At 63.0% G+C, this 24455-nt stretch carries 27 protein-coding genes and 2 tRNA genes; 10 read left to right on the plus strand and 19 right to left on the minus strand.

Annotated features, from left to right (window positions below):
* The first annotated feature begins 3 nt into the window (after window positions 1-3).
* The 3 genes from AC2A04_RS03405 to AC2A04_RS03415 are packed head-to-tail and all read left to right on the plus strand — an operon-like array spanning window position 4 to window position 3153.
* Window positions 4-1053 carry a Gfo/Idh/MocA family protein gene (locus tag AC2A04_RS03405; protein WP_484210909.1) on the plus strand — a complete coding sequence of 350 codons (1050 nt, stop codon included), beginning with the start codon at window positions 4-6 and terminating at the stop codon, window positions 1051-1053.
* Entirely contained in the window at window positions 1050-1862 is an 813-nt protein-coding gene (locus AC2A04_RS03410; protein WP_484210910.1) for a hypothetical protein, read from the plus strand. Before AC2A04_RS03405 ends, AC2A04_RS03410 begins: the two co-directional genes overlap by 4 nt.
* 31 nt (window positions 1863-1893) lie before the next feature.
* Entirely contained in the window at window positions 1894-3153 is a 1260-nt protein-coding gene (locus AC2A04_RS03415) for an MFS transporter (protein ID WP_484210911.1), read from the plus strand.
* Here AC2A04_RS03415 and AC2A04_RS03420 read toward each other — a convergent pair.
* Window positions 3072-3680 carry a hypothetical protein gene (locus tag AC2A04_RS03420; RefSeq protein ID WP_484210912.1) on the minus strand — a complete coding sequence of 203 codons (609 nt, stop codon included), beginning with the start codon at window positions 3678-3680 and terminating at the stop codon, window positions 3072-3074. The two genes, AC2A04_RS03415 and AC2A04_RS03420, sit on opposite strands and share 82 nt — an antisense overlap.
* Window positions 3681-3932: 252 nt before the next feature.
* Window positions 3933-4022, minus strand: a tRNA-Ser gene (locus AC2A04_RS03425).
* 148 nt (window positions 4023-4170) lie between these two features.
* On the opposite strand from AC2A04_RS03425, the gene hspQ reads away from it, so the two are divergent.
* A complete protein-coding gene (gene hspQ / locus AC2A04_RS03430) occupies window positions 4171-4551 on the plus strand; it encodes a heat shock protein HspQ (RefSeq protein ID WP_484210913.1) in 381 nt (126 codons plus the stop codon).
* A gap of 38 nt (window positions 4552-4589) precedes the next feature.
* On the opposite strand, the gene AC2A04_RS03435 is transcribed toward hspQ, so the two are convergent.
* Window positions 4590-5468 carry an ABC transporter permease gene (locus AC2A04_RS03435; protein ID WP_484210914.1) on the minus strand — a complete coding sequence of 293 codons (879 nt, stop codon included), beginning with the start codon at window positions 5466-5468 and terminating at the stop codon, window positions 4590-4592.
* Between the two features lie 111 nt (window positions 5469-5579).
* Here AC2A04_RS03435 and AC2A04_RS03440 point away from each other — a divergent pair, with 111 nt between their 5' ends.
* The 3 genes from AC2A04_RS03440 (at window position 5580) to AC2A04_RS03450 (ending at window position 8595) form a co-directional block, all read left to right on the plus strand.
* A complete protein-coding gene (locus tag AC2A04_RS03440; RefSeq protein WP_484210915.1) occupies window positions 5580-6284 on the plus strand; it encodes a GcrA family cell cycle regulator in 705 nt (234 codons plus the stop codon).
* Between the two features lie 92 nt (window positions 6285-6376).
* Window positions 6377-7540 (plus strand): GGDEF domain-containing protein, encoded by a 1164-nt coding sequence (locus tag AC2A04_RS03445; RefSeq protein ID WP_484210916.1) that lies wholly within the window; start codon window positions 6377-6379, stop codon window positions 7538-7540.
* A 50-nt stretch (window positions 7541-7590) separates the two neighbouring features.
* Complete coding sequence (locus tag AC2A04_RS03450; protein ID WP_484210917.1) at window positions 7591-8595, plus strand: acyltransferase family protein; 1005 nt, start codon at window positions 7591-7593, stop codon at window positions 8593-8595.
* A gap of 5 nt (window positions 8596-8600) precedes the next feature.
* Here AC2A04_RS03450 and AC2A04_RS03455 read toward each other — a convergent pair whose 3' ends face one another.
* From AC2A04_RS03455 to rimP, 14 genes are all read right to left on the minus strand, one after another.
* Entirely contained in the window at window positions 8601-8831 is a 231-nt protein-coding gene (locus AC2A04_RS03455; protein ID WP_484210918.1) for a hypothetical protein, read from the minus strand.
* Window positions 8828-9040, minus strand: coding sequence for a hypothetical protein (locus AC2A04_RS03460; RefSeq protein ID WP_484210919.1), 213 nt, complete (start codon window positions 9038-9040; stop codon window positions 8828-8830). Before AC2A04_RS03460 ends, AC2A04_RS03455 begins: the two co-directional genes overlap by 4 nt.
* A gap of 168 nt (window positions 9041-9208) precedes the next feature.
* Window positions 9209-11530 carry a polyribonucleotide nucleotidyltransferase gene (pnp, locus tag AC2A04_RS03465; RefSeq protein WP_484210920.1) on the minus strand — a complete coding sequence of 774 codons (2322 nt, stop codon included), beginning with the start codon at window positions 11528-11530 and terminating at the stop codon, window positions 9209-9211.
* A gap of 160 nt (window positions 11531-11690) precedes the next feature.
* Window positions 11691-11960: a 30S ribosomal protein S15 gene (rpsO, locus tag AC2A04_RS03470; protein WP_484210921.1), complete on the minus strand. Its 270-nt coding sequence runs from the start codon at window positions 11958-11960 to the stop codon at window positions 11691-11693.
* Between the two features lie 5 nt (window positions 11961-11965).
* Complete coding sequence (gene truB / locus AC2A04_RS03475) at window positions 11966-12919, minus strand: tRNA pseudouridine(55) synthase TruB (RefSeq protein WP_484210922.1); 954 nt, start codon at window positions 12917-12919, stop codon at window positions 11966-11968.
* A gap of 4 nt (window positions 12920-12923) precedes the next feature.
* Window positions 12924-13631 carry a site-2 protease family protein gene (locus tag AC2A04_RS03480; protein ID WP_484210923.1) on the minus strand — a complete coding sequence of 236 codons (708 nt, stop codon included), beginning with the start codon at window positions 13629-13631 and terminating at the stop codon, window positions 12924-12926.
* Between the two features lies 1 nt (window position 13632).
* Window positions 13633-14190, minus strand: coding sequence for a GNAT family N-acetyltransferase (locus tag AC2A04_RS03485; protein WP_484210924.1), 558 nt, complete (start codon window positions 14188-14190; stop codon window positions 13633-13635).
* Complete coding sequence (locus AC2A04_RS03490) at window positions 14187-14774, minus strand: thymidine kinase (protein ID WP_484210925.1); 588 nt, start codon at window positions 14772-14774, stop codon at window positions 14187-14189. Before AC2A04_RS03490 ends, AC2A04_RS03485 begins: the two co-directional genes overlap by 4 nt.
* Window positions 14775-14787: 13 nt before the next feature.
* Complete coding sequence (gene rbfA / locus AC2A04_RS03495; RefSeq protein WP_484210926.1) at window positions 14788-15192, minus strand: 30S ribosome-binding factor RbfA; 405 nt, start codon at window positions 15190-15192, stop codon at window positions 14788-14790.
* Between the two features lie 2 nt (window positions 15193-15194).
* Window positions 15195-15731: a DUF1697 domain-containing protein gene (locus AC2A04_RS03500; protein ID WP_484210927.1), complete on the minus strand. Its 537-nt coding sequence runs from the start codon at window positions 15729-15731 to the stop codon at window positions 15195-15197.
* Between the two features lie 446 nt (window positions 15732-16177).
* The gene (infB, locus tag AC2A04_RS03505; RefSeq protein WP_484210928.1) at window positions 16178-18766 is read right to left on the minus strand and encodes a translation initiation factor IF-2; all 2589 of its coding nucleotides are present in this window, start codon (window positions 18764-18766) and stop codon (window positions 16178-16180) included.
* 5 nt (window positions 18767-18771) lie between these two features.
* Complete coding sequence (locus tag AC2A04_RS03510; RefSeq protein ID WP_484210929.1) at window positions 18772-19509, minus strand: DUF448 domain-containing protein; 738 nt, start codon at window positions 19507-19509, stop codon at window positions 18772-18774.
* On the minus strand, window positions 19490-21124 hold the full coding sequence (gene nusA, locus AC2A04_RS03515; RefSeq protein WP_484210930.1) for a transcription termination factor NusA: 1635 nt from the start codon (window positions 21122-21124) through the stop codon (window positions 19490-19492). Before nusA ends, AC2A04_RS03510 begins: the two co-directional genes overlap by 20 nt.
* Before the next feature lie 3 nt (window positions 21125-21127).
* Window positions 21128-21721 carry a ribosome maturation protein RimP gene (gene rimP / locus AC2A04_RS03520; RefSeq protein ID WP_484210931.1) on the minus strand — a complete coding sequence of 198 codons (594 nt, stop codon included), beginning with the start codon at window positions 21719-21721 and terminating at the stop codon, window positions 21128-21130.
* A gap of 340 nt (window positions 21722-22061) precedes the next feature.
* Between rimP and AC2A04_RS03525 the strand changes: the two genes are divergently transcribed.
* The gene (locus tag AC2A04_RS03525; protein WP_484210932.1) at window positions 22062-22190 is read left to right on the plus strand and encodes a hypothetical protein; all 129 of its coding nucleotides are present in this window, start codon (window positions 22062-22064) and stop codon (window positions 22188-22190) included.
* Window positions 22190-22417: a PspC domain-containing protein gene (locus AC2A04_RS03530; protein WP_484210933.1), complete on the plus strand. Its 228-nt coding sequence runs from the start codon at window positions 22190-22192 to the stop codon at window positions 22415-22417. The genes AC2A04_RS03525 and AC2A04_RS03530 overlap by 1 nt, the downstream gene beginning before the upstream one ends.
* Before the next feature lie 92 nt (window positions 22418-22509).
* Here AC2A04_RS03530 and AC2A04_RS03535 read toward each other — a convergent pair whose 3' ends face one another.
* Window positions 22510-23235 carry a queuosine precursor transporter gene (locus tag AC2A04_RS03535; protein ID WP_484210934.1) on the minus strand — a complete coding sequence of 242 codons (726 nt, stop codon included), beginning with the start codon at window positions 23233-23235 and terminating at the stop codon, window positions 22510-22512.
* Between the two features lie 60 nt (window positions 23236-23295).
* On the opposite strand from AC2A04_RS03535, the gene AC2A04_RS03540 reads away from it, so the two are divergent.
* Window positions 23296-23372 (plus strand) — tRNA-Arg (locus AC2A04_RS03540).
* A gap of 278 nt (window positions 23373-23650) precedes the next feature.
* On the opposite strand, the gene AC2A04_RS03545 is transcribed toward AC2A04_RS03540, so the two are convergent.
* Window positions 23651-24250, minus strand: coding sequence for a nuclear transport factor 2 family protein (locus AC2A04_RS03545; protein ID WP_484210935.1), 600 nt, complete (start codon window positions 24248-24250; stop codon window positions 23651-23653).
* Window positions 24251-24455 lie beyond the last annotated feature (205 nt).

Below are 24455 nucleotides of genomic sequence, written 5' to 3' on the forward strand. Positions count from 1 at the left end.
AGCATGAATTCGGAACGATCGCCGTTCGGTGTCGGCATTATCGGTGCTGGCCTGGCGTTTCAGGCGATTCACGCCCGCGTGCTTGCAAGCTTGCCGCAGGACTTTGCCCTGCGCGCAGTGTGGGACCCCGATTCCGGTCGCGCCGCCGAGGCCGCACAATGGCTTGGCCTCGATCCGATTGCGCAACTCGACGATCTGCTGGGTGATCCCGCCATCGCCGTTGTCGTGATCGCCAGCCCTGCCCGCTTCCATGCCGAACAGGCCATCGCCGCGATGCGCGCAGGCAAGAAGGCCGTACTGGTCGAGAAGCCCCTCTGCTCCACGGCAGAGGAGGCCGATGCGATTGCGCAAGTGGCAGCAGAAACCGGAACCGCCCTGCTCGTAGGCACCATGCATGTCCACGACCCCGCATGGCTGGCCGCGCGAGAGCAGATCGAACGCCATGCCTTTGCGCCTTCACTTGTGCGGTCCTCGATCGTGTTGCCGCCCAACGCGCGCTTCGAGGAATGGGCGACCGAACCACTTGCCGCCGTGCAGCCCCCGGCAAATCCACCGCCGCCGATGACGCCGGAGCAGCTCATGCAGCTGTGCATCCTCGAGCTGGCGATTCACGACCTCCCGCTGGTCCGCAAGCTGGCCCCTGAAGGGCAGGCTCCGAAAGTGCACACCGCGCGGCTGCGCAACCCGATGGGTTACGCGGTCAGCCTCTCGGTCGGGGAGACGCTCGTCGATCTCTCGGCTGTGCTGCACGGCCATTGGCAGACGGACTGGGCACTTGCAGCACTCGGACCTCAAGGGCGCCTGGACGTTTCTTTCACGCCGTCCTTTGTCATGGCGGGTTCGGGAACGATGACCTGGCAGGGCGATGGCGGCGACGAAGTACACGTCCGCGCTTGCGGCAACGGCTATGTCGGCCAATGGCATGCACTTGCCGCGATGCTGCGCGGAGAGCGCGACCGGCCCGATCCGCGCGAAGTATCGGCTGATTTCCGCTTTGCCCACGCCATCGCCGAACAGGCGGTTCAGGTGATGTCACACGGAGATCGCGCATGATCGCACAGCCCGGCCCCACGAAGATCGCGCTTGCCAGCACCCGGCCCGGCTGGATGCAGGGGCTGGTGGCGTCCCTGCCCCGGTCCCTCTCGCGATGCGACGATCCCGCGAGTGGAGATCTCGTCCTCGTTGATGGACAGGGCGATTGGCCGGAACACATCTGCGCAACCATCGCCGCTGGCGCACGCCGGATTGCGCTGGTCGAGCCCGGCCCGGTCGATGCGACCGCCCTTGACCGTGCGATGACCGCAATCGATGGCGCCAACGCCGAGTGCTTCGTCTTCGAGGACATCCCCGACAGCCCGGCGCTCGAAGGTTTTCGGGCCCTGCTGGATCAGCGGTTTGCCGAATTCGTGGTGACCGGCAGCCATCCAGAAAGCATCGAACAACTCGTCCTTGCCCAGATGCGCCTGTTGCGGGCATTGCAGGTCGGCGAAGTCACCTTCTCTGCCCCGGCCCTATCATCGCGTGCCATCCTGGCCGATGGTCGCGCAAACCTGGCTGGCGCTGAGGTGCGCCTGCGCCTCTCGGGCGCGCTGGCACCGGGCCCTTCGCGCATCGAGATCGTGGCGCATTCCGGCGAAGCGACGGCGCGTCTTGCGTGGGAGGGCGGCACCGAAGCCCGTCCGATCACCGTCGGACTCGCCAATGCTGCCGGACTGACCATTCTGCCGCCTCTGCACGAAGGTGGCATCCGCACAGCCTTGCGCGCGCTGCTCTCTGGCTCGTCAAGCGGAAAGCCCGAAAGCGGGTTGCGGCACCTCGCCGATGATCTGGCGCTGGCGGGCACGATAACAAGAACGCCCTGACAGGGTCGAGTGGAGAGGACGGGACAGGGACATGGCAGAGAGCGTAGAAGGCGCCCGCGCAAAGCTGGGTTGGCAAGTGCTGCTGGCTTACTGGTTCGCCCAGTATGCGGCCTGGCTCGCACTCCTGACTCCGGTCATCATCACCAACGCCATCAGGGTCCGCGATATCGTCGGTGAAGACGCCAAGGCCGGTTGGCTGGGACTGATCCTTGGCATCGGCGCGGCCGCAGCGATGATCTCCGCACCGATCTGGGGTGCGTTGTCCGACCGGACGACTGCGCGGATCGGCAAGCGCAAGCCCTGGATCATTGCCGGGGCGACCTCGTTGCTGGTCGGACTGTCGGTAATGGGCCTTGCCGAAACTCCGATCGTGTTCGGAGCCGGCTGGCTGATCTGCCAGATTGGCTCAAACGCCGCACAGGCTTCGTTCAACGCGGTAATCAGCGATATCGTGCCAAAGGCCCAGCATGGCATTGTTTCCGCCCTGATCGGATCATCGACGACCGCCGCAATGGTGACCGGCGTATTCCTGACCCAGTTCACCACGGGCTCGTCGCTGGCAATGTTTCTCGTTCCATGGATCGCCAGCCCGTTTGCAGTGGCGCTGTTCGTCTGGCTCGTGCCCGATACGCCCGCACAACCCGAATCCATGCCGAGACTGTCGCTGCGCGGGATTGTCGAATCCATCGGGCTGGCTTCGCTGCGGCACCGGGACTTCTTCCTCGCCTTCATCAGCCGATTTCTGGTCATGTTTGGTGCAGCATTCTCGATGGGATATCAGGTCTATTACCTGACGGACCACTTGCACGTGCCGCCGGGAGAGGTCGCCGCATTCATGGTCCTGTCCACGTCAATGATGGGCGCCTTGTCGTTTGCCATTTCGGCTTGCGGCGGATGGCTTTCCGACAAGGTCGGTAGGCGCAAGCCCTTCGTCGGCGGCGCGGCCGTGGTCATGGCAATTGGCCTGTTCACAATCAGCACGGCGACCGATTTCAATGGCTTCCTGCTCGGAGCAGCCATGACCAGCATCGGCCAGGGCTTGTATTACGCAGTCGATATCGCACTGTGCGTGGAAGTCCTGCCAGACCGGGGATCGGCCGCACGCGACATGGCGGTCCTGCAGATCGCCAGTTCATTGCCGCAATCGCTTGCCCCCACGGTGGCACCGGTCCTGCTGGCCATGGCGATCGGCGGGATTGCGGGTGCCAACTACCCACTGCTGTTCATGACCGCGGCACTTATCGTACTGTGCGGGGCCATGGCGATCGTGCCGATCCGCAAGGTGCGTTGAGGGATCGGCTCTACTGGCAGTGCTAGTGTGAGCGAGCCCGGATCCCGGATGGGGCGATCAATCTCCACATCGCCGAAAGGCAGGCCATCAAGCGTTCGGAGCAACGGCGTGATCAGCGGCACATCGCTGTCCTCGTTCACCCGGGCGGCGTGGATGGCGGGGTCGTAAGCTGCAATGCCGGGCACCAACTCCGGTGCCTCCAGCCGTCCCATCGCCGCCAGCAGGCTTTCACGGGCGAGATGTTCGTTGGCAAGTGCCGCGTTGTAGCTGGTCTGCGAAAGTAAAAGGTCGCGAACCAGATCCAGCACTTCGAGCGTTGTGCGAGCTTCTGCACGTTCCTGGATCCTGTCCCCTTCGTTGGCGCCACGCGCGGCATCGACCGCTCTCATGTAGAACGATAGACTGGCGCGTGCAGCTATCAACTGGTCCCACGTCGCAGCAAAACTCGCGCGATTTTCGCGCAGCGCCACATCGATCAAGAGCCTGTCGGACTGGTTCGCATGGTGTGGAATACCGTCACCGCACATCGATCGCGCGTCGCCATATCAGATCAGAAGCCTTGTCGGCGCAGAGATGCGGTTGACGAAATGACAAGATCAGTACGGTCGAAGCGTGGCAGAACCTGCCTCCTGACAGCGAAGCGGCTTGCCACCGTAAGGCGGCCATGCCGATCGGCGCCAGCCATGAACCGTGAGAGCTGTGCAAACGTTTCAAAGCATTGGACAGGTGCAGGGCAGCATTACGGCTTCTGGGAATGCACGTAATTCTTGAGAGGCACTTGGCGGAGAGGGTGGGATTCGAACCCACGGTACGGTTGCCCGTACACTGCATTTCGAGTGCAGCGCATTCGACCACTCTGCCACCTCTCCGCGAAGTGTCTTTGGGGGGCCGATGAGGGCCTTCCCGGTCGAGGAAGCGCGCCGTTAGCGCATGGTTTCGCGCTTGCCAAGTGAAAAGCTGCCACCTTTTCCACGGCCTCGCTTGTTTGCGTCACGGCCTGCGCCTATATTGCCTTGTATGGATCGTGCGAGTTTCTTTTCGCCCCAGGCAGGGCGCGATATTTCGGCCCCTCCCGTCTCATCGGCACGCTTTTCGATTGGCGACGTGGTGCGCCATCGCACTTTCGCCTTTCGGGGCGTGATCTTCGATATCGATCCGGTCTTCGCCAACAGCGATGAATGGTATGAGTCGATCCCCGAGGACATGCGCCCGATCCGGGATCAGCCTTTCTATCACCTTCTCGCCGAGAACGACGAGAGCAGCTACGTTGCCTACGTGAGCCAGCAGAACCTGCTGGGCGATGCGGAATCGGGCCCGGTCGACCATCCTTCGCTGGATGAGATGTTCGAAGGCTTCCGCAATGGCCGCTATCATTTGCGCCGCCGCCTGTCGCACTGACGGCAGGAGGGGCGCAGCGACTTCCCGGCCCCTTCCAGTCAGCTCTTCAGTTTCCATCCCGACCGCAGGATCGCGTAGAGCGTTGCGGCGATGACGAGATTGAGGACGCCAAGGCCGATGGCCCCGTGCAAGACCGCCATATTGCTGTCGCCGATGTCGCTCTGGCCAAGGAAGCCGAAGCGGAAGCCCGATATCACGTAGAAGATTGGATTCATCCGGCTGACGGCCTGGAAGGTCGGCGAGAGATTGTCGATCACATAGAAAGTGCCCGAGAGCATCGACAGCGGGGTGATGACGAAATTGGTGACGGCCGCGTTGTGATCGAACTTCTCGGCCCAGATCGAGGTCAGCACGCCAATCAGGGCAAGCAGGATCGACCCCATCAGTCCGAACCAGACGACCGCCCACGGATGCGCCACGTGAAGGCTGAGACCCGGCCAGAACAGCATCGCTGCCGCAACCGCAAAGCCGACGAACACGCCCCGCGTGACCGCCGCGCCGACCAGCGCGGCCATCAGTTCGCCCGTGCTGATCGGGGGCGTCAGGTAATCGACGATCGTGCCCTGAACCTTTCCGCCCAGCAGACTGAAGCTGGAATTGGCAAAGGCATTGTTCATCATGCCCATCGCGATCAGACCGGGTGCAACGAAGCTGGCGAAGTTCACGCCAAGGATCATGCGGGTGCCATTGGCGCCCCCACCCAGCGCGAGCGTGAAAATCGTCAGATAGAGCAGCGTCGTGACCGCAGGAGCCCAGACGGTCTGGGTCTGCACCTTGAAGAAACGCTTCACTTCCTTCATATAGAGGGTCCACAGCCCCAATCTGTTGAAGCTGCGGAAAACCGGCTGTCCGGGTGGGGTGAAGGTTCCGGCGTTGCGGGTGATGGCCCCATCTCGGGGCAACGGTTGATCGGCCATGCCTGTCGCGGTATCGCGCGGACTGACCGATGGCAAGATATTGCCGACCGGGCTTGCCCGGACAGGAATTAACGGTTGGGCCTGCCCGCCGCATGAAGGACGTTTGAAGGCATGAGCTGGACCGAAGAGCGCATCGAGAAGTTGACGAAGATGTGGGAAGGCGGCTCGACCGCCAGCCAGATCGCCGAGGAACTGGGTGGCGTCAGCCGCAATGCCGTGATCGGCAAGGCGCATCGCCTGGGCCTCAAGGCGCGCCCTTCGCCGGTAAAGGCCAACGAAAAGGCAGATGCACCTGCTGCCGCCCCTGCGCCCAAGGCCGCAAAGCCCGCAGCGCCTCCCGCGCCAGAACAGAAGATGGCTGCTCCGCGGCCTGCGCCTGTCGCCGCACCCGCTCCTCGGGCCGCGGCACCCGCGCCCGAACCGCGCGCACCGGCTGCTGCAGCCGCGCCAGCCGCCGACGCACCACCGGCTCCGCCTGCCCCGCGCATTGTCTCGGTCGGCCCCGGCGGCTTTCTGCGCCAGGGCCCCGGTGACCAGCAGGCGCCGATCCCGCCTGCTCCGCCGCGTCGTCTGGTGCCTGCACGTCCCAGCCCCGAGATTGCCGACAAGACCAGCCTGCTGGATCTCAACGATCGCATTTGCCGCTGGCCGATGGGCCATCCGGGCGAGCCGGATTTCCACTTCTGCGGTGTCAAGGTGAACCCCGGCTTCCCTTATTGCGTGGATCATTGCGGCCGTGCCTACCAGGCGCAGCTGCCGCGCGGCCATCGTCGCCCGCCCCCGCCCATGCCCTTCGGCGGCCCGCGCGTGCGCTAAGCGCCCCGGGCGAGCCCCAGGAATAACCGTAACGGACCAAATGCGGGCGTGTGCGTGGTTAATACCGCGTCACGCCGGCCGTCCTTTTCGGCATGACCCACGATGATCCCGCACGCGGCTCGCGTTCCCGACTGCTGAAATGGCTTGGTCTTACCGGCGAGGAAATCGTCGACGATGACCCAGCCCCTGAAATCGCCAATTTCCGCGATCCCACCGCCCGCGAGATCTGGCTTCCGGCAAAACGACGTCTGCTGGGCAAGGTCGCGGATTTTCTGATCGATCACGATCTCGAGGTCATGCCTTGGACGCTGGAGATCGCCTACGATTGCGTGACCGGCGCCAATCCGCGCATTGCGCAACTGATCCTAGAGCGGACCGAGTCGGGCCAGCCAGTCACTCTGCGCTGGCTTGAGCAAATCTATCGCGAGCAGGAAGGCGATGGCACGGCCGAGATGCTCGCCGCGCTGATGTCGCGTCTGGAAGACAGCCTCAACGACTTTTCCCGGACAACCAGCAGCGCGCGCACGGCGACGAGCGAATATGGCGCAGCCCTGCAGCAGCATGTCGACGACCTCGAGCAGGTCAGCAAGGCCGGCGTTGTCATCACCGAGCTGGCGGGCCTCGCCCGTGCGATGATGAGCAGGACCCGCGAAATCGAACACGAGCTCAACGAGTCCGAGCAGCGCGCACTCAAACTCCAGCAGAACCTCGACGAGGCTCGCCGGGTGGCCGACGAGGACCACCTTACCGGCCTGCCCAATCGCCGCGCGTTCGAGATGCTGTTCGAGAAGGAACATGCCTGCGCGGTCTCTGCCGCCGAACCGCTCTGTGTCGCATTCTGCGACATCGACCATTTCAAGCGCATCAACGACACGCACGGACACGCTGCGGGCGACCGGGTGCTGAAGGTTGTCGCCGAAACCCTGAATCGCATATCCAATTCGCGATGCCACGTTGCACGCCACGGAGGCGAGGAATTCGCCGTCCTGTTCCGTGCGCTGACCCCGAAGGAGGCTTGGGAGCGCCTGGAGGCGGCGCGCGAGGAAATCGCAGAGCGCCGCCTGGTCAACCGCGCGACCGACATGCCGTTCGGCCGGGTGACGTTCTCGGGCGGGATCGCCGATGTCTTTGCCTATGACTCGCGCAGCGACGCCTTGCGTGCGGCAGACGAGGCGCTCTATGCGGCCAAGCAGGCCGGGCGCAACCAGATCATAGTGGCGGGCCACATGCCACCGCCGCTGCAGGATGCCGCCTGACGGGGTGCTCTTGACCGGATATTAGGGAAATCGTCCCAAAACGTTCAGCAATGGCTGCAACCGAAAAAGTCCTTTCCATCCACTATCTGCGCGTGATTGCCGCGCTGATGGTCGTTTGCATGCACACGTTCAGTTACGGGCTTGTCAGCGGGTACGAGCAAAATCCGGTTTACTGGATGAAGCACGGCGTTTCGATATTTTTCGTGATCTCCGGCTTTGTAATCGTCACGTCAACCCAGAAGGCTCCAGGAGATGGAGCCATGTTCTTCCGTCGCAGGCTTCTGCGCATCGCGCCGATTTACTGGGTCGCGACACTGCTTTTGTTTGCTTCGGGCATTTCAGATCGCGGCGATGGCGCTCAGCTGTTGCCATCCCTGCTCCTCATGCCAACGCAGGTTGAGGGCGCAGATCGGCTGGTCTCGCCCACGCTCGAAGTTGGCTGGACACTCTGCATCGAGATGGCATTCTATCTGCTGTTCGCGCTGGCCATGGCGCTTCCTCGACGCACCGCTGTCGTGGGGACGGCATGCGGCCTTATTCTTGCTGGCCTGCTGGCGCCGGCTTTCTCGGGCAATCCTTGGTCAAACTTTTACCTGACCCCGCTCGTTCTCGAATTCGGTGCCGGAATGTTGCTCGCCTGGAGTGGCCTCAAGGCGCCTTGGTGGCTCTGCCCCGCCGGCTTCTTGATGATGGCCACCTCGGGATTGGCGAGCGAAAGCCATCTTCTAATTGCCTCGATCCCTGCAGTGGCAATCGTGGCCGGCGCGCGAGGAATGGACCATTGGTTGCGGCCTGTCCGCTCAGTCGTCTTGTTGGGCGACGCCTCGTATGCAATCTACCTCTTTCATCTCCATGCGCTTATGCTGCTCGCGGTCCCCCTGGTAGGACGCCCGGCACCAGCACTGGCCATTCTGCCGGTTGGGTTTTCGCTGGCAATCGCGCTGGGAATCCTCATGCACCTGCGCGTGGAAAACCCGCTGGCGGGTTTCATAACCACCAGACTGAATCATCATGCGCGAGCATCTAATATCGCCCCGGCGCCCTCGCCGGCCTGACAGCGTCAGCCGTATTGCGAGTTCTGGCTGCGCTGGAACGCGTAACGCTTCACGTTGCCTTCGATGATGTGCGTGCGGAACACCACGCGCATTTCCTCTGCACCTTCCTCACGCGTGCAGACAAGGCGCGTGCCGCCCGATGGCAACGTCTCGATCGCGCTGACCGAGATCTTGGCCTTGTCGCAGGCGGTCTGGACCTTGGCTTCGGGCAGATTGATGTTCATGGCGCGGCTCATGCGCTGATCCTTTCGGCAAAATCGGTGTCGTAAATGGCATGCGTCCAGCCGGCAGCTGCGCTGGCGCCTTCGGTCAGCTGCCACTTGTGTATGCGGCGGGCGACTGAGCCGGCCGACGCAAGATGGCGCGATCGACATGTTCTGCTGGTGCAGGACGTCGCGCGCATCAGGGCGTGCTGGTGCTCTGAATAGAGAAGATTGAGATCCATGAGAGGCTCCCGGCTAGTAAGCGGGAGCGCGCGGGGTCTCTCAGCCGGTGATGCCTACAATGGTCACTTCACCGATGCTCCCGCATGGGCTCTATTTGCGGAAAACGCAACGAGAAAGGCCCCACCTTTCGGCGGGGCCTCCCTTGTTCAACCCTTGCGGGCTTTCCCTCAGTCGTCGGACTTGAGGAAAGCCGGCATGTGATCGGGAGCCGGACCATCGTCGCGGTCGCGACGCGGACGGTCGCCGCCTTCACGGCCCCGATCGCCTCTGGGACCACGATCGCCACCTTCACGACGCGGGCCACGGTCGTTGCCGCGAGGGCCACGACGATCGCCACGATCACCACGGTCGCCGCGCGGTTCACGCGGTTCGCGGGGCGGGCGGGTGTCTTCGAGTTCGGCACCGGTTTCCTGATCGACAACGCGCATCGACAGGCGAACCTTGCCGCGCGGATCGATCTCGAGGACCTTGACCTTCACGGCCTGGCCTTCCTTGACGACATCGGTCGGCTTCTCGACGCGCTCGTTCTTCATTTCGGAAACGTGGACGAGACCGTCCTTTCCGCCCATGAAGTTCACGAAAGCACCGAAATCGACAATGTTGACGACCTTGCCGTCGTAGATCTTGCCGACCTCAGCTTCCTCGACGATGCCGAGAATCCACTGTTTGGCAGCCTCGATCTGGGCTGTGTCGGACGACGAGATCTTGATGATGCCTTCATCGTCGATATCGACCTTCGCGCCGGTGGTGGCAACGATTTCGCGGATGACCTTGCCGCCGGTGCCGATGACGTCACGGATCTTCGACTTGTCGATCGTGATCGTCTCGATGCGCGGTGCGTGCGCCGAAAGCTCGGTACGCGCTTCGCCCAGGGCCTTGGTCATCTCACCCAGGATGTGCGCGCGGCCTTCCTTGGCCTGCGTCAGGGCCTGAGCCATGATCTCGCGCGTGATGCCCGCGATCTTGATGTCCATCTGCATCGTGGTGATGCCGTTGGCGGTGCCGGCAACCTTGAAGTCCATGTCGCCGAGGTGATCCTCGTCGCCCAGGATGTCCGAAAGGACGGCGAACTTGTCGCCTTCAAGGATCAGGCCCATCGCGATGCCCGAAACCGGACGTTCGATCGGCACGCCCGCGTCCATCATCGAAAGGCAGCCGCCGCACACCGTGGCCATCGACGACGAGCCGTTGGACTCGGTGATGTCGGACAGGACACGGATGGTGTAAGGGAAGTCTTCCTTCGAAGGCAGCACGGGGTGCAGCGCGCGCCATGCGAGCTTTCCGTGGCCGACCTCGCGACGACCCGGAGCGCCGAAGCGACCCACTTCGCCGACCGAGTAGGGCGGGAAGTTGTAGTGCAGCATGAAGCGCTGATACGACAGGCCATCGAGGCCGTCGATCATCTGCTCGGCGTCCTTGGTGCCCAGCGTGGTGGTGCAGATTGCCTGCGTTTCACCACGGGTGAACAGCGACGAACCATGCGTGCGCGGCAGGAAGCCGACCATGGCTTCGATCGGGCGGACCTGCGTGGTGGTACGACCGTCGATGCGGGTGCCGTCCTCGAGGATGGCCGAGCGCACGATGTCCGCTTCGACCTTCTTCATGGTCTTGATCGCGACCATCTGGGTCTGCGGGGTTTCATCCGCAAACGCTGCCTTGGCCTTGGCGCGCGCTTCGTTGAGCGCGTTCGAGCGGGCCGACTTGTCGGTCAGCTTGTAGGCGGCTGCAACGTCCTTGCCGACGATGTCCTTGAGCTTCTTCTTGATGTCGGCGGTGTTGTCCGACAGGTCGATGTCCCAGGGATCCTTGGCGGCCTTTTCGGCCAGCTGGATGATCGCGCCGACGACCTTGCGGATCTCGTCATGGGCGAACATCACGGCGCCGAGCATTTCGTCCTCGGTCAGCTCCTTGGCTTCCGATTCCACCATCATCACGGCAGAGTCGGTCGCGGCGACGACGAGATCGAGGCGGCCTTCGGCAACCTGGCTCATCGACGGGTTCAACTGGTATTCGCCGTCCTTGAAGCCGACGCGGGCAGCGCCGATCGGGCCCATGAAGGGAACACCCGAGATGGTCAGCGCCGCCGAAGCCGCGATCATCGCCACGATATCGGGCTCGCTTTCGCCGTCATAGCTCAGGACTTGAGCGATGACGTTGATTTCGTTGTAGAAACCCTCAGGGAACAGCGGACGGACCGGACGGTCGATCAGACGGGAAACCAGCGTTTCCTTTTCGGTCGCGCCACGCTCACGCTTGAAGAAGCCACCGGGAATGCGGCCGGCAGCCGAGAACTTTTCCTGATAGTGGACGGTGAGGGGGAAGAAGTCCTGCCCTTCCTTGACCGACTTGGCGGCCGTGACCGCACACAGGACGACAGTGTCGCCATAAGTGGCAATAACCGCGCCATTTGCCTGACGGGCAACGCGGCCGGTTTCCAGAGTGAGGGTTTTTCCGCCCCATTCCAGCGATACGGTTTTGACGTCGAACATTTCGTTTCCTTCGACCCGCGGCCCTATTGCGCGCGGGCTTTTGCTGCCGGGGATTCCGTCCCGGTCCGGTGTGGGGCCGATTGTCGTGCCCCAAAGGCGTTCTGCCGAATTGCAGCGCGCCTAAACGCAAAAGCGGCCCACTTGGGGCCGCTTCGCTTGGTTACTTGCGAAGACCGAGCTTCTGGATGAGGTCGTTGTAGCGACCCACGTCCTTCTTCTTCAGGTAGTCGAGAAGCGAACGACGCTTGTTGACCATCATCAGCAGGCCGCGACGCGAGTGGTTGTCCTTGTGGTGGGACTTGAAGTGCTCGGTCAGGGTCTGGATGCGGCTGGTCAGGATCGCGACCTGGACTTCCGGCGAACCGGTGTCGTTCTCGGCGCGAGCGTTGCTCGAAATGACTTCCTGCTTCTTTTCAGCGGTAATCGACATATCATTCACTCCGCGACATCGGCGATGTTGAACCCCCTCGTGACGCTCAGGCTTCCGCCTGAAAGCTCAACCAGCGCGACCGGCACATTGCCTGATCGCGCCCAGTAAAGCCCGTCTTCGAAGGGCAATCCCGTAAGAACGCGGCCCTGACGGACCGCCCTTGCCTGCTCGGGATCGAGGTCTAGAGCCGGGATGTCGACCAGCCCTGCCTCCAGCGGCAAGAGTACGTGTTCAAGGGGCGCGCCTTGACCCACCTCGTTCAATTTGTCCAGCGAAATCGCGCGCGCCAGATCGAACGGCCCCGCGCGCAGACGGCGCAGCATTGTAACATGGCCGACGGTGCCGAGAGCGCGGGCGATGTCGCGGGCGAGGCTGCGGATATAGGTGCCCTTGGAGACGTGGGCGGAGAGGGTAATCCCATCCAGAGCCCCGTTCGTGTCGAGCGAAGTCGAGACACCGCGCGCAGTGTCTCGACTTCGCTCGACACGAACGGAGGTAAGTTTGTAGACGGTTACCTGACGCGACTTCAGCGTGACATCATGCCCTGCTCGCGCCAGATCATAGGCGCGTTGGCCATCGACCATTAAAGCCGAGTAGGCGGGCGGAACCTGTTCTATCGGGCCAGTAAACGCGGGAAGCATTTCGTCTATCTGCGCCTGCGTCGGTCGCACCGCGCTTTCCGCCACAACCTTGCCCTCAAGATCAAGCGTGTCGGTCTCAGTTCCAAACTGCACGGTGAACTCATACACCTTGCTCGCGTCGAGCATCCGCCCGCACAGCTTGGTTGCCTCGCCGAGGCCGATCGGCAGAACGCCGGTGGCCAGCGGATCGAGCGTGCCGCCATGGCCGACCTTGACCTTGCCGAAGCCCGCCTGCCGCAGGTTGCGCTTTACCGCCGCCACGCCCTGCGTCGAGCCAAGCCCCAGCGGCTTGTCGAGAATGATCCAGCCATCGACCATCGGATCACATCGGCTCCGGCCCGGCGACGACTAGGGCAAGGTCGGCCAGCAGGCTGCTTGCCCATTGCACCGGCGGGCCGACTACACGCTCGACCAGATGCAGGTTGGGGGCGAGGTAGGGCAGGATCACCAATAGCGCGAAAACAACGATCAGGCCGAACGGCTCGATCCGGCCATAGACGCGCGCGAGCGGTGCGGGCAGCACGCCCATGACGATGCGCGAGCCATCGAACGGCGGGATCGGCAGCAGGTTGAACATGCCCAAAAACAGATTCACCAGAAGGAAATTCTGGAGATTGTCAGCCAGGAACAGGACGCCAAGACCCGGCTCCACGGAACTGTCGGTGGCCCGCACAAGCAGGCCAAGTGCAATGGCTGAAAAGGCTGCGAGCACGAAGTTGATGCCCGGCCCCGCCGCTGCCACAGCCACCATGCCCCAGCGCGGATTGCGCAACCGGCGAAAGTCGACCGGCACGGGCTTCGCCCAGCCGAACACCGGCGCGCCGGTCAACTTGAGCAATCCGGGCAGGATGATCGTGCCGAAGAGATCGACATGGCGCAGCGGGTTGAGACTGAGGCGCTTTGCCTCTGCCGCCGTCGGATCGCCCAGCGCGCGCGCCATCCAGCCATGCGCTACCTCATGGAAAACGATGGCGAGGATCATCGGGATCGCGACCGTTGCGATGGTCCAGACAAGACTTTCGGGGTTCATGTCAGTAGCCCAATCTTTCGCGGTCGCGCTCGACGATGGAGAAAATCGCGCTGTCTCGGTCGTGCCCGGTCCATGTGATCATGTGGTTGCGCAGCACGCCTTCGAACGTCGCGCCGATCTTGCGACAGGCGGCTTGCGAGCGCGCATTGCGGACATCGACGCTGAGTTGCATGCGCTTGAGGCCGCAGGCAAAACCGTGCGAGATCAGCAGGCGCTTCATCCTGCCGTTGATGATGCCGCCTCGCGCTGCAGGCACTAGATAGGTATTGCCGATCTCGGCGCTCATGCGCTGCGTGTTGGCATCGATCCAGGCGGTAACACCGACCAGCGCGCCGTCGAGCAGCACCGCAAACGGCAACCGCGCCGGGTTGGCCATCAGCGCGTCAAACGAGGTGTCGAACCGGTCTGGCCCATAGCTGACCGCATACATCTCCCAGATCGCGAGATCCTCGGCGCAGGCGGCCTTGAGCTCCGCGCGGTGCTCCTCGTGCAAGGGCACAAGGCGCAAATCGCCATCTTCAAGCACCGCGAGAAGGCCAAGCGGATCATCGTGGGTCATGGATTGGCTCCATGCATCGCTTCGGAGAAATGCTTGCGGCACAGCGCGACGTAGCGGTCATTGCCGCCGATCTCGGTCTGCGCGCCAGCAAGGACAGCCGCCCCGCCTTCATCCACGCGCAGGTTCATCGTCGCCTTGCGACCGCAATGACAGACGGCTTTCAGCTCGACCAGCGAGTCCGCAATGCCCAGCAGCGCGGCGGCACCTTCGAAAAGTTCGCCCTGGAAATCGGTGCGCAGGCCATAGCACAGAACAGGGATACCCGCCTCGTCGGCTATGCGGGCGAGTTGCCACACTTGCGCCTTGGTCAGAAATTGCGCCTCGTCGACCAGCACGCAGGACAGCGGCTGGACTGCATGGCTGGCACTTATGCGCGACCACATATCCGTTGCCACGTCGAAGCGGTTGGCCTCGGCATGAAGGCCGATGCGGCTTTCGATGGCGCGGTCACCGCCCCGGCTGTCGAGCGCAGCGGTCCACAGCATCGTCGCCATGCCGCGCTCGCGGTAATTGAACTCCGCCTGCAGCAGGTTGGTCGATTTGCCCGCATTCATGCTGGCGTAGTAGAAATAGAGCTTGGCCATGCCGCCGGGCCGATCAGCCCTCTTCGGGATCGGGCGCAAGATCACGCCGGACCTTGGGATCGGCAAGAAGCGCCTCGATCCGGCTTGCGACGTCAAAGCTTTCGTCGGGCAGGAACTTGACCTTGGGCGCAAATTTCAAGCGCAGGCGCTGCGCTACCTCACGCTGGAAATAGGCAGTGTGGGTGCGCAGGGCCTTGAGCACGATTTCCTCGTCCTCGCCCAGCAGCGCCTTCACGAAGACCGAAGCGTGCTGCAGGTCGGGCGACATGCGCACTTCGGTTACCGATACCGTATGCGCGCTCAGCACCGCATCATGCACCTGCTGGCGCATCAGCAGTTCCGACAGGATATGGCGCACCTGTTCGCCAACCTTCAGAAGGCGGACGGAGCGGGATTCGGGTGTGGTCTGCTTGGCCAAGTTTAACTCATCTTTGCAAGAATACGGGCGATCGAGCGCACGTTGCGCGCCGTGCCCCGGCAGCCGAGGCGGCGCTCGATAAACGCACCGGTCAGCTTGCTTTCGGCCACGCCGTTCGCGAAATCGATATAGATGCTGCGATTGCCCATTGCCAGCTTCTCGAGGCCCCGCATCGCCTGATCCGCCGCCAGCTTGTCGAACGCAGCCTTGTCGGGTTGGCGTTCGAGGAAAAGCGTGTGCACCAGATTGTCCATGCCGATGCCGGTAAAGGGATTGCCCTCAACAGCCTCGGCAATGGCCGTGCGGTCGCGCACGGCGACGAAGCTCTTGATGTCGAACCGGTCGAGCATGACGTGGGAGAATAGGTCTTCGAGGCCATCGAGCGGGCGGTCGTCATAGTCGAACAGCAGGTTGCCACTGGCAACAACGGTCTCGAGACCGGTCAACCCTTCCCGCTCGAACGCCCAGCGCATGTCCGCCATCGTCACGCGATTGCCGCCGACGTTGATGGAACCGAACAGGGCGACATAGCGGGTCATTCTTGCATTTTCCGGCGGAAGTATTATGTGGTGCGTACCACTACGGTTGAAATTCTCATTTCACCATCCCGGAACCCGGACGTTGCAGCGTCCGGGTTCTTTTTTATCAGGGGTCGGCGTTGCAGCGCCGACCCCTTCACTGGTTTATCGGCGACCTAGCTCAATGAGCTTGATCACCAAGCTGACGAACGCGACAACAAGTGTCGCGACGCCGAGAACCAGAACCACTACTGTCTCTATTTTCAGAAAAATCACCTTCCCTTCTGTCGCCAGTAGCGACCTCGGAAAGACGTTTATCTAATTGGGACTGCGCGCCTCTAGTTCCTCGCTACAAACCAGATGAACAGCGGGACTGCCGCCAAAATGGCGAAAAGTCCTACCAGCAGACAGCCAACACCATACTTGGCTCTGCTATCCGGCTGGTAGGCCATTCCATTAATTGCCTATCAAAGCGTCCGATCGCGCATTTCGACTTCGAAGACTTCAAGCTGGTCGCCCGGTTTGATGTCGTTCGTGTCCTGCAGAACCACGCCGCATTCGAGGCCGCCGCGCACTTCGGCAACGTCGTCCTTGAACCTGCGCAGCGATGCGATGACCGTACGGCTGACAATGACGTCGTTGCGCGTGAGACGCGCGTGGATGCCCTTGCGGATGACGCCTTCGACCACGAGCAGACCTGCGGCCTTGTCCTTCTTGCCCGCAGGGAAGACTTCCTTAACCTCGGCGCGGCCGACGACCGTTTCGATCGCTTCCGGTCCAAGCTCGCCCGCCATTTCCGAACGGATATCGTCGGTGAGCTGGTAGATCACGTCGAAGTACTTCATCCGCACCTTGTTGCGCTCGATCAGCTCGCGCGCCTTGGCGTTGGGACGAACGTTGAAGCCGACGATCGGCGCGCCGCTGGCCTGGGCCAGGTTCACGTCACTTTCGGTGATCGCACCCACGCCCGATTGCAGGATGCGGACCTTGATCTCGTCGGTCGAGATCTTGTTGAGCGCGTTGACGATCGCTTCGACCGAACCTTGCACGTCGGCACGGACGACCAGCGCGTACTCGATTACCGCATTCTTCGCGGCAAGCGCGGAGAACATGTTCTCGAGGCTGGCAGGCGCCTGCGCGGTGCGCTTGGCAGTCGCACGTTCCTGGCGGTAGGCCGCAACTTCGCGGGCACGCGCTTCGCTTTCGACGACGCTGAGCGTGTCACCCGCCATCGGCACGCCGCCGATGCCGAGCACTTCGACCGGCAGCGAGGGTCCGGCTTCCTTCACCTGGCGGCCCTTGTCGTCGAGCATCGCGCGGACGCGACCCGACTGGGTGCCGACCACGAGAATGTCGCCAACCTTGAGCGTGCCGCGATTGACGAGAACGGTGGCCAGCGGCCCCTTGCCCTTATCGAGCTTGGCCTCGATCACCGTGGCATCAGCCGCACGATCGGGATTGGCGCGCAGTTCAAGCAGTTCTGCCTGCAGCAGGATCTTCTCGATCAGATCGTCAAGTCCCGCACCGGTCTTGGCCGAAAGTTCGACGTCCTGAACGTCGCCCGACATGGCTTCGACGATGACTTCGTGCTCGAGCAGGCGCTCGCGGATCTTCTGCGGGTTGAACTCGGGCTTGTCCGACTTGGTGATCGCCACGATCATCGGCACGCCAGCGGCCTTGGTGTGGTTGATCGCTTCGATCGTCTGCGGCATCAGCCCGTCGTCGCCCGCGACCACCAGAATGACGATGTCGGTGACGTTGGCGCCGCGCATGCGCATTTCGGTGAAGGCTTCGTGGCCCGGCGTATCGAGGAAGGTGATCTTGTCACCCGCCTTGGTCTTGATCTGATAGGCGCCGATGTGCTGCGTGATGCCACCGGCTTCACCGCGCACGACGTCGGTTCCGCGCAAGGCGTCGAGCAGCGAGGTCTTGCCGTGGTCGACGTGGCCCATGATTGCGACGACCGGGGGACGCGTCTGCAGCGTTTCCTCGGCATCGACATCAGCCGACGTATCGATATCGGCATCGCTGTCGCTCACGCGCTGGATGTTGTGACCGAATTCAGTGACCAGCAGTTCGGCGGTGTCCTGATCGATGGTCTGGTTGATGGTGACCATCATGCCCATCTTGAACAGCGCCTTGATCAGGTCCGCAGCCTTTTCGGCCATGCGGTTTGCCAGTTCCTGCACCGTGATCGCATCAGGCACGACCACGTCGCGGACCTGCTTCTCGCGCGGCTGGGACTGGCCGGCGAAGTGCGCCCGCTTTTCCTTTTCGCGTGCACGCTTGAGCGCGGCGAGGCTGCGGGCGCGCGCGCCTTCGTCCTCGTTCAGCGCACGGGTTACCGTAAGCTTGCCGCCACGACGGTCCTCGGCCTTGCGATCGCGCGGAGCCTGCGCAGGCTTCTTCGCGGCAGCCTCGGGGCGCTTTGCCGGGGCTGCAGACGCCACTGGCGTAAAGCGACGCGGTGCGGGCACGGCAGGCGCTGCCTGTGCATCTTCGCCCGAGGGCACCGGCTCGGCCGCAGCAGCGGGTGCAGCTTCGGGTGCCTTGGCGACTTCGGGTTCGTCTGCAGGTGCAGCCGCTGCAGCGGCCGGAGCGGGCGCGGCTTCCGGCTGGGCTACGGGGGCCTGATCGACGCGGGCCTTTTCCTCGGCACGACGACGTTCGTCCTCGATCGCCTTGAGGCGCTCTTCCTGTTCGCGACGGTTTGCAGCCTCGAGCGAGGCAAGGCGCGCTTCCTCGGCTTCGCGCAGCAGGCGGGCCTGCATTTCCTGGCGAGTCTCGCGGCTGGCCGAAGGCGGGGGTGGCGGCGGTGGCGGGGGCGGCGGCGGAGCGACCGGGGTCGGCTCGGGCGCAGCTACGGGAGCTGCAACGCCGGCAGAATTTGGCGCAGCTTCACCCGGACGGCCCATCAGCTTGCGCCGCTTGACCTCGACCACCACCTTGTTGGTGCGACCATGGCTGAAGGTCTGCTTGACCTCCCCGGCCTCTACCGAGGTCTTCAGGCCCAGAGGCCTGCGGCCCAGAGTAGGCTTCTTGTCGCTATCGCTCATCGAACTCATTCGCCCTTCGTATCAATATCGTCGTTCGCTGCCATGCCGTCATCCGGCGCGGCAGCATCATCGGTCTCGTGCCCGAGAAAGTGCATCAGGCGCTTCAGCGGCGCTGCGACTCGTTCGGTCGCGGAAGCATCGGTAAGGCCCAAGTGAACGACGTTGTCGCGGCCCAATGCCACAGACAGCGCCGCCCGGTCCAGCGGCAAGATTACGCCTTTGAGGCCAGTGCCTTCCGCACCTTCGCCCACGCGCCAGGCCTGGGCCAGCTTGTTGGGTCCATCGCTGCCGGCGTCGGAAGCATGGGCAAGGAACGTGACCGCACCGGAACGTGCGCCCTGTGCGATCTTTTCGGTACCCAGCAACATGTTGCCGGCGCGCAATTCGATGCCGAGACGGTCGGTCAGCGCACGGCGGAGCGAAACTTCGGTACGTTCGCCAAGGTCGGCAGGGATCGCCAGCGGCGCACCTTTGAAACCGCGCGCCAGCGCTCCCTTAAGCTTGCCATTGGCAACGGCTTTTTCAAGGTCTGCTCGGTTCACGCCGATCCAGGCACCGCGCCCGGGGGCACGCGCCAGCACGTCGGGCAGCACATCGCCATCGGGCGAGAGCGCGAGGCGGATCAGATCCCCCCGCGTATCATGACGCCCGGTCAGCACGCACTTGCGCTCCGGCGGGACCTTGCCCGCCGGCACGTTGCCATTGATGTCGGAGCTCAGCGGCTCATTGTGAGGAATCCGCATTGGCGGCCTCCTCGGCTTGGGGCTCGTCCTCGAACCAGTGTGCGCGGGCAGCCATGATGATCTCGTTGCCCTGCTCTTCGTTCAGGCCATATTCGCCCAGTACACCGCCCTTGTCCTCGCTCCGCTCCGAACGCTCGGTCCGCTCGCGCGGAGCCTTGTCGTTACGGCGGCGCTGCTCGACACGCTTCTTCGCGATCAGTTCGTCAGTGGCGAGATCGGCAAGATCGTCGAGCGTCTTTATGCCCGCCTTGCCGAGCGTGACGAGCATCGCCTCGGTCAGGTGCGGCAGTTCGGCCAGCGCATCTTCGACGCCAAGGCCGCGACGCTGCTCGCGCAGGCCTTCTTCGCGGCGCTCGATCGCTTCGGCGGCGCGGCTCTGCAGTTCCTCGGCGAGTTCCTCGTCGAAGCCCTCGATCGCGGCGAGTTCCGAGATATCGATGTAGGCGACTTCGTCCAGCTCGCTGAAGCCTTCTGCCACCAGCAGCTGCGACAGCGTTTCGTCGACGTCGAGTTCTTCCTCGAACATCTTCGAACGCTCGGCGAATTCCTTCTGGCGCTTCTCCGAAGCTTCAGCCTCCGTCATGATGTCGATGGCCGAACCGGTCAGCGACGAGGCGAGACGCACGTTCTGGCCACGGCGACCGATGGCGAGCGAAAGCTGATCGTCAGGAACGACGACCTCGATGCGGCTCTCTTCCTCGTCGATCACCACGCGGCTGACGGTGGCGGGCTGGAGCGCGTTGACCACGAACGTCGCGGTGTCTTCGCTCCACGGGATGATGTCGATCTTTTCGCCCTGCAGCTCCTGCACGACGGCCTGAACGCGGCTGCCCTTCATGCCGACGCAGGCGCCGACGGGATCGATGCTGCTGTCGCGGCTGATCACGCCGATCTTGGCGCGACTGCCCGGATCGCGCGCGGCGGCCTTGATCTCGATGATGCCATCGTAGATTTCGGGCACTTCCTGCGCGAACAGCTTCTTCATGAATTCGGGGTGCGCGCGGCTGAGGAAGATCTGGGGGCCACGGTTCTGGCGCTCGACTTTCGAGATCAGCGCGCGGACCCGCTCGCCCACGCGCGGCACTTCGCGCGGGATCTGCTGGTCGCGACGGATGACGCCCTCGGCGCGGCCAAGGTTGACGATCACGTGACCGAATTCGACCGACTTGATCACGCCGGTGATGACTTCGCCCGCGCGGTCCTTGAACTCGTCGTACTGGCGGTCACGCTCGGCATCGCGGACCTTCTGGAAGATCACCTGCTTGGCCGACTGCGCGTCGATGCGGCCAAGATCGACCGGCGGCAGCGGGTCGACGATGAAGTCACCCACGGCAGCACCCGGCTGGAGTTTCTCGGCCTGCTTGAGATCAACCTGCTTGAAGTAGTCCTCGACCACCTCGACCACTTCAACGACGCGCCAAAGGCGCAGGTCGCCGGTGCGCGGATCGAGCTTGGCACGAATGTCGTTTTCGGCACCGTAGCGGTTGCGCGCCGACTTCTGGATCGCTTCTTCCATCGCCTCGATGACGACCGACTTGTCGATCATCTTCTCGGTGGCGACCGCGTTGGCGATCGCAAGCAGTTCTGCACGATTGGCGGAAATCGCACTGGCCATGGGTCAGTCTTCCTGTTCTTCGGGGATTTCGGCGGACTCGTCTTCCGAGCCAAGGATTTCTTCATCCGCACCACTGGTATCCAGCGGACGGGTCGATGCGATGAGCCGGTCGGTCAGGACCAGCTTGGCGTACTGGACGTCGGCCAGCGGGAAGGTCACGCGGCCGGACTTGCGGTCATCCAGCGTGATCACATCGCCGTCGAGGCCGATCAGATCGCCCTGCAGTGACTTGCGATTGCCATCAACGGGAACGAGCAGCGTGAAGCGCGCCTCGTGACCTGCCCATGCAGCATAATCCTTCGGGCGGGTCAGCGGACGATCGATGCCGGGCGACGAAACCTCGAGGCGATAGGCGTCCTCGATCAGGTTTTCGCCCGCTTCTTCCAGCTCGTCGAAACGATCGGACACGCGGCGCGAAAGCGCGGCGCAATCCTCGATCACCAACTGGCCGGTCTCGGGGCGCTCGGCCATGATCTGGAGCGTGTGCTCCTCGTCGCCGATCTCGCCACCTTTGAAATAACGCACGCGCACGAGATCGAAGCCGAGGGCCTTGACCTCGGGCTCAACAACCTCGGTAATTCGCGCGATATCTGCCATGCAATCTCCGGTGACCGATTGTGCAAAAGCGATGCCGAGCCGGGACCGTCTGGTTCCAGCCTGACCTTGCTTTCACAATGTCGGGATGAGGCGCAGATAAGCGCGTCAGCGAAAATTTGCAAGGCGCAATCGTCGCATCGCGAAGGTTGAAATCCACACTTCCCAATCTGTGGTGGAATTCCCCAACTGTCAGCATTCATTCAGGTTTGCAAGTCGGGCATTTACGTCGAAAACCACGCATTCCCGCCATTCTGCGCAATTGGCACGGGGCATGCACTGCAAGGGACATGCGCCGCTAGGCTCACACAGACAGACCGAACCAGACACAAGGACCCAAGCCATGCCCCTTCTTTCCCAGCGTCTCGCCGCCGCCGCCACCGCCTTCACGCTCAGCCTCGCGCTGATCGCCGGCACCGTTCAGACGCCCGCGCCCATCGGCGCACCCGTTGCCCAGCAGGAGATGATCTGATGTCCCAGCTTCGTTTCGATGATTCGGCCCCTCGCCCCATCGAGAGCGCCAGCCGCGGTTTCCGCCTCGACAAGGTGCGCGGCAAGGTCATGGGCGTCTGCGCCGGCATCGCCAATTACTTCAACGTCGACGTAACTCTGGTCCGCGTGGCCTTTGCCATCGCCACCGTGCTCGGCTTCGGATCGGCAATCCTGGTCTACCTGCTGATCGGCCTGATCGCAGACTGAGCCGCACCACTCCCGAGGGCCTGTCCAGCCCCCTGCCCCGTCTCTCCCCGCCCACGGAGAGGCGGGGCTTCTATATTCAGGCTTCAGGCGGTTCAGACCTGGGGCGCCTTTGCGAAAGGCGAGAAATCGGTACCGGTGTCGAACACTTCGGCGCCCTCACGCTTTTTCAGCCACCCGACCACGGCATAAGTAACCGGCGTCAACGCCGCTTCCCACACCACCTTCATCAGCCAGTTGGTGACCATCACGGTCAGGACCTGATCCGTCGTCCAGATGCCGAGGAATGCGATGGGGTAGAAGATCAGGCTGTCGATCGCCTGGCCGAACACGGTCGACCCGATCGTGCGCGACCACAGCATCCGCCCCTTGGTCAGGATCTTCATCTTGGCGAGCACGAACGAATTGACGAACTCGCCCGCCCAGAACGCGGTGACCGAGGCAAGCACTATGCGCCAGGTCGATCCGAACACGCTTTCATAGGCCGCCTGCCCGTCCCAGCCAGGCGCGGGCGGCATGGCAACGACGACATAGCTCATGAAGGCCATGAAGATCAGCGCGAAAAAGCCCATCCACACGCAGCGCCGCGCATTGGCATAGCCGTATACTTCCGTCAGCACGTCCCCGATCACGTAGGAGACCGGGAAGAACAAAATGCCTGCGCCGAAGGTGAAGCCGCCGACCGTCGCCAGCTTGGCAGCGCCGATCAGGTTCGACAGCAAAAGGATCGCGACGAAGGCCGCCATCACATAGTCGAAATAACGGAAATGGCGGCGCGCACTCGCGGTGCCGTCGATCGGGGAAATATGGGGATCGCTCATGGGCACTCTAGCTAACCCGGTTTGCATGGCGGGAAAAGCAGCTTATGGGGCACTCGGCGCGCGCCCGTAGCTCATCTGGATAGAGCGCGAGACTTCTAATCTTGAGGCAGCAGGTTCGAGTCCTGCCGGGCGCGCCACTCCCGCACAAGAGAGAGAACTCCGTCTTCCAAGTCGTCCGAGGTCGCGCACGCTGTTTTCGCAAGCCCGGACCTTAAGCCGCAAATCTCGATGCGGCTATCGTTTTGGCCAAACTCGTCCCGCAAGGGCCTTGCACAGGATTGGTGGCGGCATCAGGCCGGTAGCCGCGCGCCGTTCAGGTCGTCATGGCATGGCTAGCGGCATGGCCGCCCCCTTCGCTGATGTCGCCCGTCATCTCGCCCCTTTGCGCAATGTGCAGATTCAACGCACTACTGCCCTAGACAAGGCGCAGCAGTTCCAGAGCCTCGGCGGAAGGCGCGGGGCGGATCGTACGGCGCGTGATCTGCCACAGGCCTCCTCGCAATTCGAAATCCCAGCGATTTGCCGTCAATCGCCAAGTAACCCACTTGCCCGTAGATGGAATTCCCTCTGGAGCGCTCTCGGAAGGCGATTGGTCGTGGGCCATGATCTGCAGGTAACCGACTGCGACCGCCCGAGAGCCCGTCACGCGAACGTAGGGTGGTGCGGCCACGTGAGCCATCCCTTCGGCTCTCAGCTTCGAATGAGAGGAATCGGTGATCACGCCGACGATCGCATCACGACCGCGTATCTCGCCCACGCTCCCGCCGACGTCCATTACCGCGTCCTCAGCGTAGAGCGCAGACTGATAAGCGGAGGCCCCTGTGTCCGCGCTGAGAGCACTCCCCGCAAGAAGGTTCTGAATCAACGCCAAATCGGAAATCTCGCGATCGGCCGGTGACGTACGGCGAGTGGCCGGCCTTGACACAGTCCGCTCCGTCGCCGGCGTACCGGCAACCGTTGCCGATCCCATCGTTGCTGCTGACACCGTGCCTGCCAGGACGTCTCTCCTCTTCATGTCAAATCCTCTCGTGGTCACAGCCACTTATCGCTTGGTGCCGTTCATCGGATTGTATAGCATGCACATATGCCTTGAAAGATGCGTGAGTGAAATTTGCGCGTCGAAATTGCGTTTGGCTGAATGTAAAGCGTAACCACTGAGCGGCACCCCGCGGCCGGTCAATCAAACTTGTTTTGCTTGGTTTCCAGAATTTTACTTTTCG

The sequence above is a fragment of the Novosphingobium sp. HNCC26DJ243 genome (assembly GCF_057180545.1).

What these genes read in the sequence shown, in the direction of transcription:
- AC2A04_RS03405 (WP_484210909.1), top strand. Translation starts at nt 4, where the DNA reads ATGAATTCGGAACGATCGCCGTTCGGTGTCGGCATTATCGGTGCTGGC.
- AC2A04_RS03410 (WP_484210910.1), top strand. Translation starts at nt 1,050, where the DNA reads ATGATCGCACAGCCCGGCCCCACGAAGATCGCGCTTGCCAGCACCCGG.
- AC2A04_RS03415 (WP_484210911.1), top strand. Translation starts at nt 1,894, where the DNA reads ATGGCAGAGAGCGTAGAAGGCGCCCGCGCAAAGCTGGGTTGGCAAGTG.
- AC2A04_RS03420 (WP_484210912.1), bottom strand. Translation starts at nt 3,680, where the DNA reads ATGTGCGGTGACGGTATTCCACACCATGCGAACCAGTCCGACAGGCTC.
- hspQ (WP_484210913.1), top strand. Translation starts at nt 4,171, where the DNA reads ATGGATCGTGCGAGTTTCTTTTCGCCCCAGGCAGGGCGCGATATTTCG.
- AC2A04_RS03435 (WP_484210914.1), bottom strand. Translation starts at nt 5,468, where the DNA reads ATGGCCGATCAACCGTTGCCCCGAGATGGGGCCATCACCCGCAACGCC.
- AC2A04_RS03440 (WP_484210915.1), top strand. Translation starts at nt 5,580, where the DNA reads ATGAGCTGGACCGAAGAGCGCATCGAGAAGTTGACGAAGATGTGGGAA.
- AC2A04_RS03445 (WP_484210916.1), top strand. Translation starts at nt 6,377, where the DNA reads ATGACCCACGATGATCCCGCACGCGGCTCGCGTTCCCGACTGCTGAAA.
- AC2A04_RS03450 (WP_484210917.1), top strand. Translation starts at nt 7,591, where the DNA reads ATGGCTGCAACCGAAAAAGTCCTTTCCATCCACTATCTGCGCGTGATT.
- AC2A04_RS03455 (WP_484210918.1), bottom strand. Translation starts at nt 8,831, where the DNA reads ATGAGCCGCGCCATGAACATCAATCTGCCCGAAGCCAAGGTCCAGACC.
- AC2A04_RS03460 (WP_484210919.1), bottom strand. Translation starts at nt 9,040, where the DNA reads ATGGATCTCAATCTTCTCTATTCAGAGCACCAGCACGCCCTGATGCGC.
- pnp (WP_484210920.1), bottom strand. Translation starts at nt 11,530, where the DNA reads ATGTTCGACGTCAAAACCGTATCGCTGGAATGGGGCGGAAAAACCCTC.
- rpsO (WP_484210921.1), bottom strand. Translation starts at nt 11,960, where the DNA reads ATGTCGATTACCGCTGAAAAGAAGCAGGAAGTCATTTCGAGCAACGCT.
- truB (WP_484210922.1), bottom strand. Translation starts at nt 12,919, where the DNA reads ATGGTCGATGGCTGGATCATTCTCGACAAGCCGCTGGGGCTTGGCTCG.
- AC2A04_RS03480 (WP_484210923.1), bottom strand. Translation starts at nt 13,631, where the DNA reads ATGAACCCCGAAAGTCTTGTCTGGACCATCGCAACGGTCGCGATCCCG.
- AC2A04_RS03485 (WP_484210924.1), bottom strand. Translation starts at nt 14,190, where the DNA reads ATGACCCACGATGATCCGCTTGGCCTTCTCGCGGTGCTTGAAGATGGC.
- AC2A04_RS03490 (WP_484210925.1), bottom strand. Translation starts at nt 14,774, where the DNA reads ATGGCCAAGCTCTATTTCTACTACGCCAGCATGAATGCGGGCAAATCG.
- AC2A04_RS03500 (WP_484210927.1), bottom strand. Translation starts at nt 15,731, where the DNA reads ATGACCCGCTATGTCGCCCTGTTCGGTTCCATCAACGTCGGCGGCAAT.
- infB (WP_484210928.1), bottom strand. Translation starts at nt 18,766, where the DNA reads ATGAGCGATAGCGACAAGAAGCCTACTCTGGGCCGCAGGCCTCTGGGC.
- AC2A04_RS03510 (WP_484210929.1), bottom strand. Translation starts at nt 19,509, where the DNA reads ATGCGGATTCCTCACAATGAGCCGCTGAGCTCCGACATCAATGGCAAC.
- nusA (WP_484210930.1), bottom strand. Translation starts at nt 21,124, where the DNA reads ATGGCCAGTGCGATTTCCGCCAATCGTGCAGAACTGCTTGCGATCGCC.
- rimP (WP_484210931.1), bottom strand. Translation starts at nt 21,721, where the DNA reads ATGGCAGATATCGCGCGAATTACCGAGGTTGTTGAGCCCGAGGTCAAG.
- AC2A04_RS03525 (WP_484210932.1), top strand. Translation starts at nt 22,062, where the DNA reads ATGCCCCTTCTTTCCCAGCGTCTCGCCGCCGCCGCCACCGCCTTCACG.
- AC2A04_RS03530 (WP_484210933.1), top strand. Translation starts at nt 22,190, where the DNA reads ATGTCCCAGCTTCGTTTCGATGATTCGGCCCCTCGCCCCATCGAGAGC.
- AC2A04_RS03535 (WP_484210934.1), bottom strand. Translation starts at nt 23,235, where the DNA reads ATGAGCGATCCCCATATTTCCCCGATCGACGGCACCGCGAGTGCGCGC.
- AC2A04_RS03545 (WP_484210935.1), bottom strand. Translation starts at nt 24,250, where the DNA reads ATGAAGAGGAGAGACGTCCTGGCAGGCACGGTGTCAGCAGCAACGATG.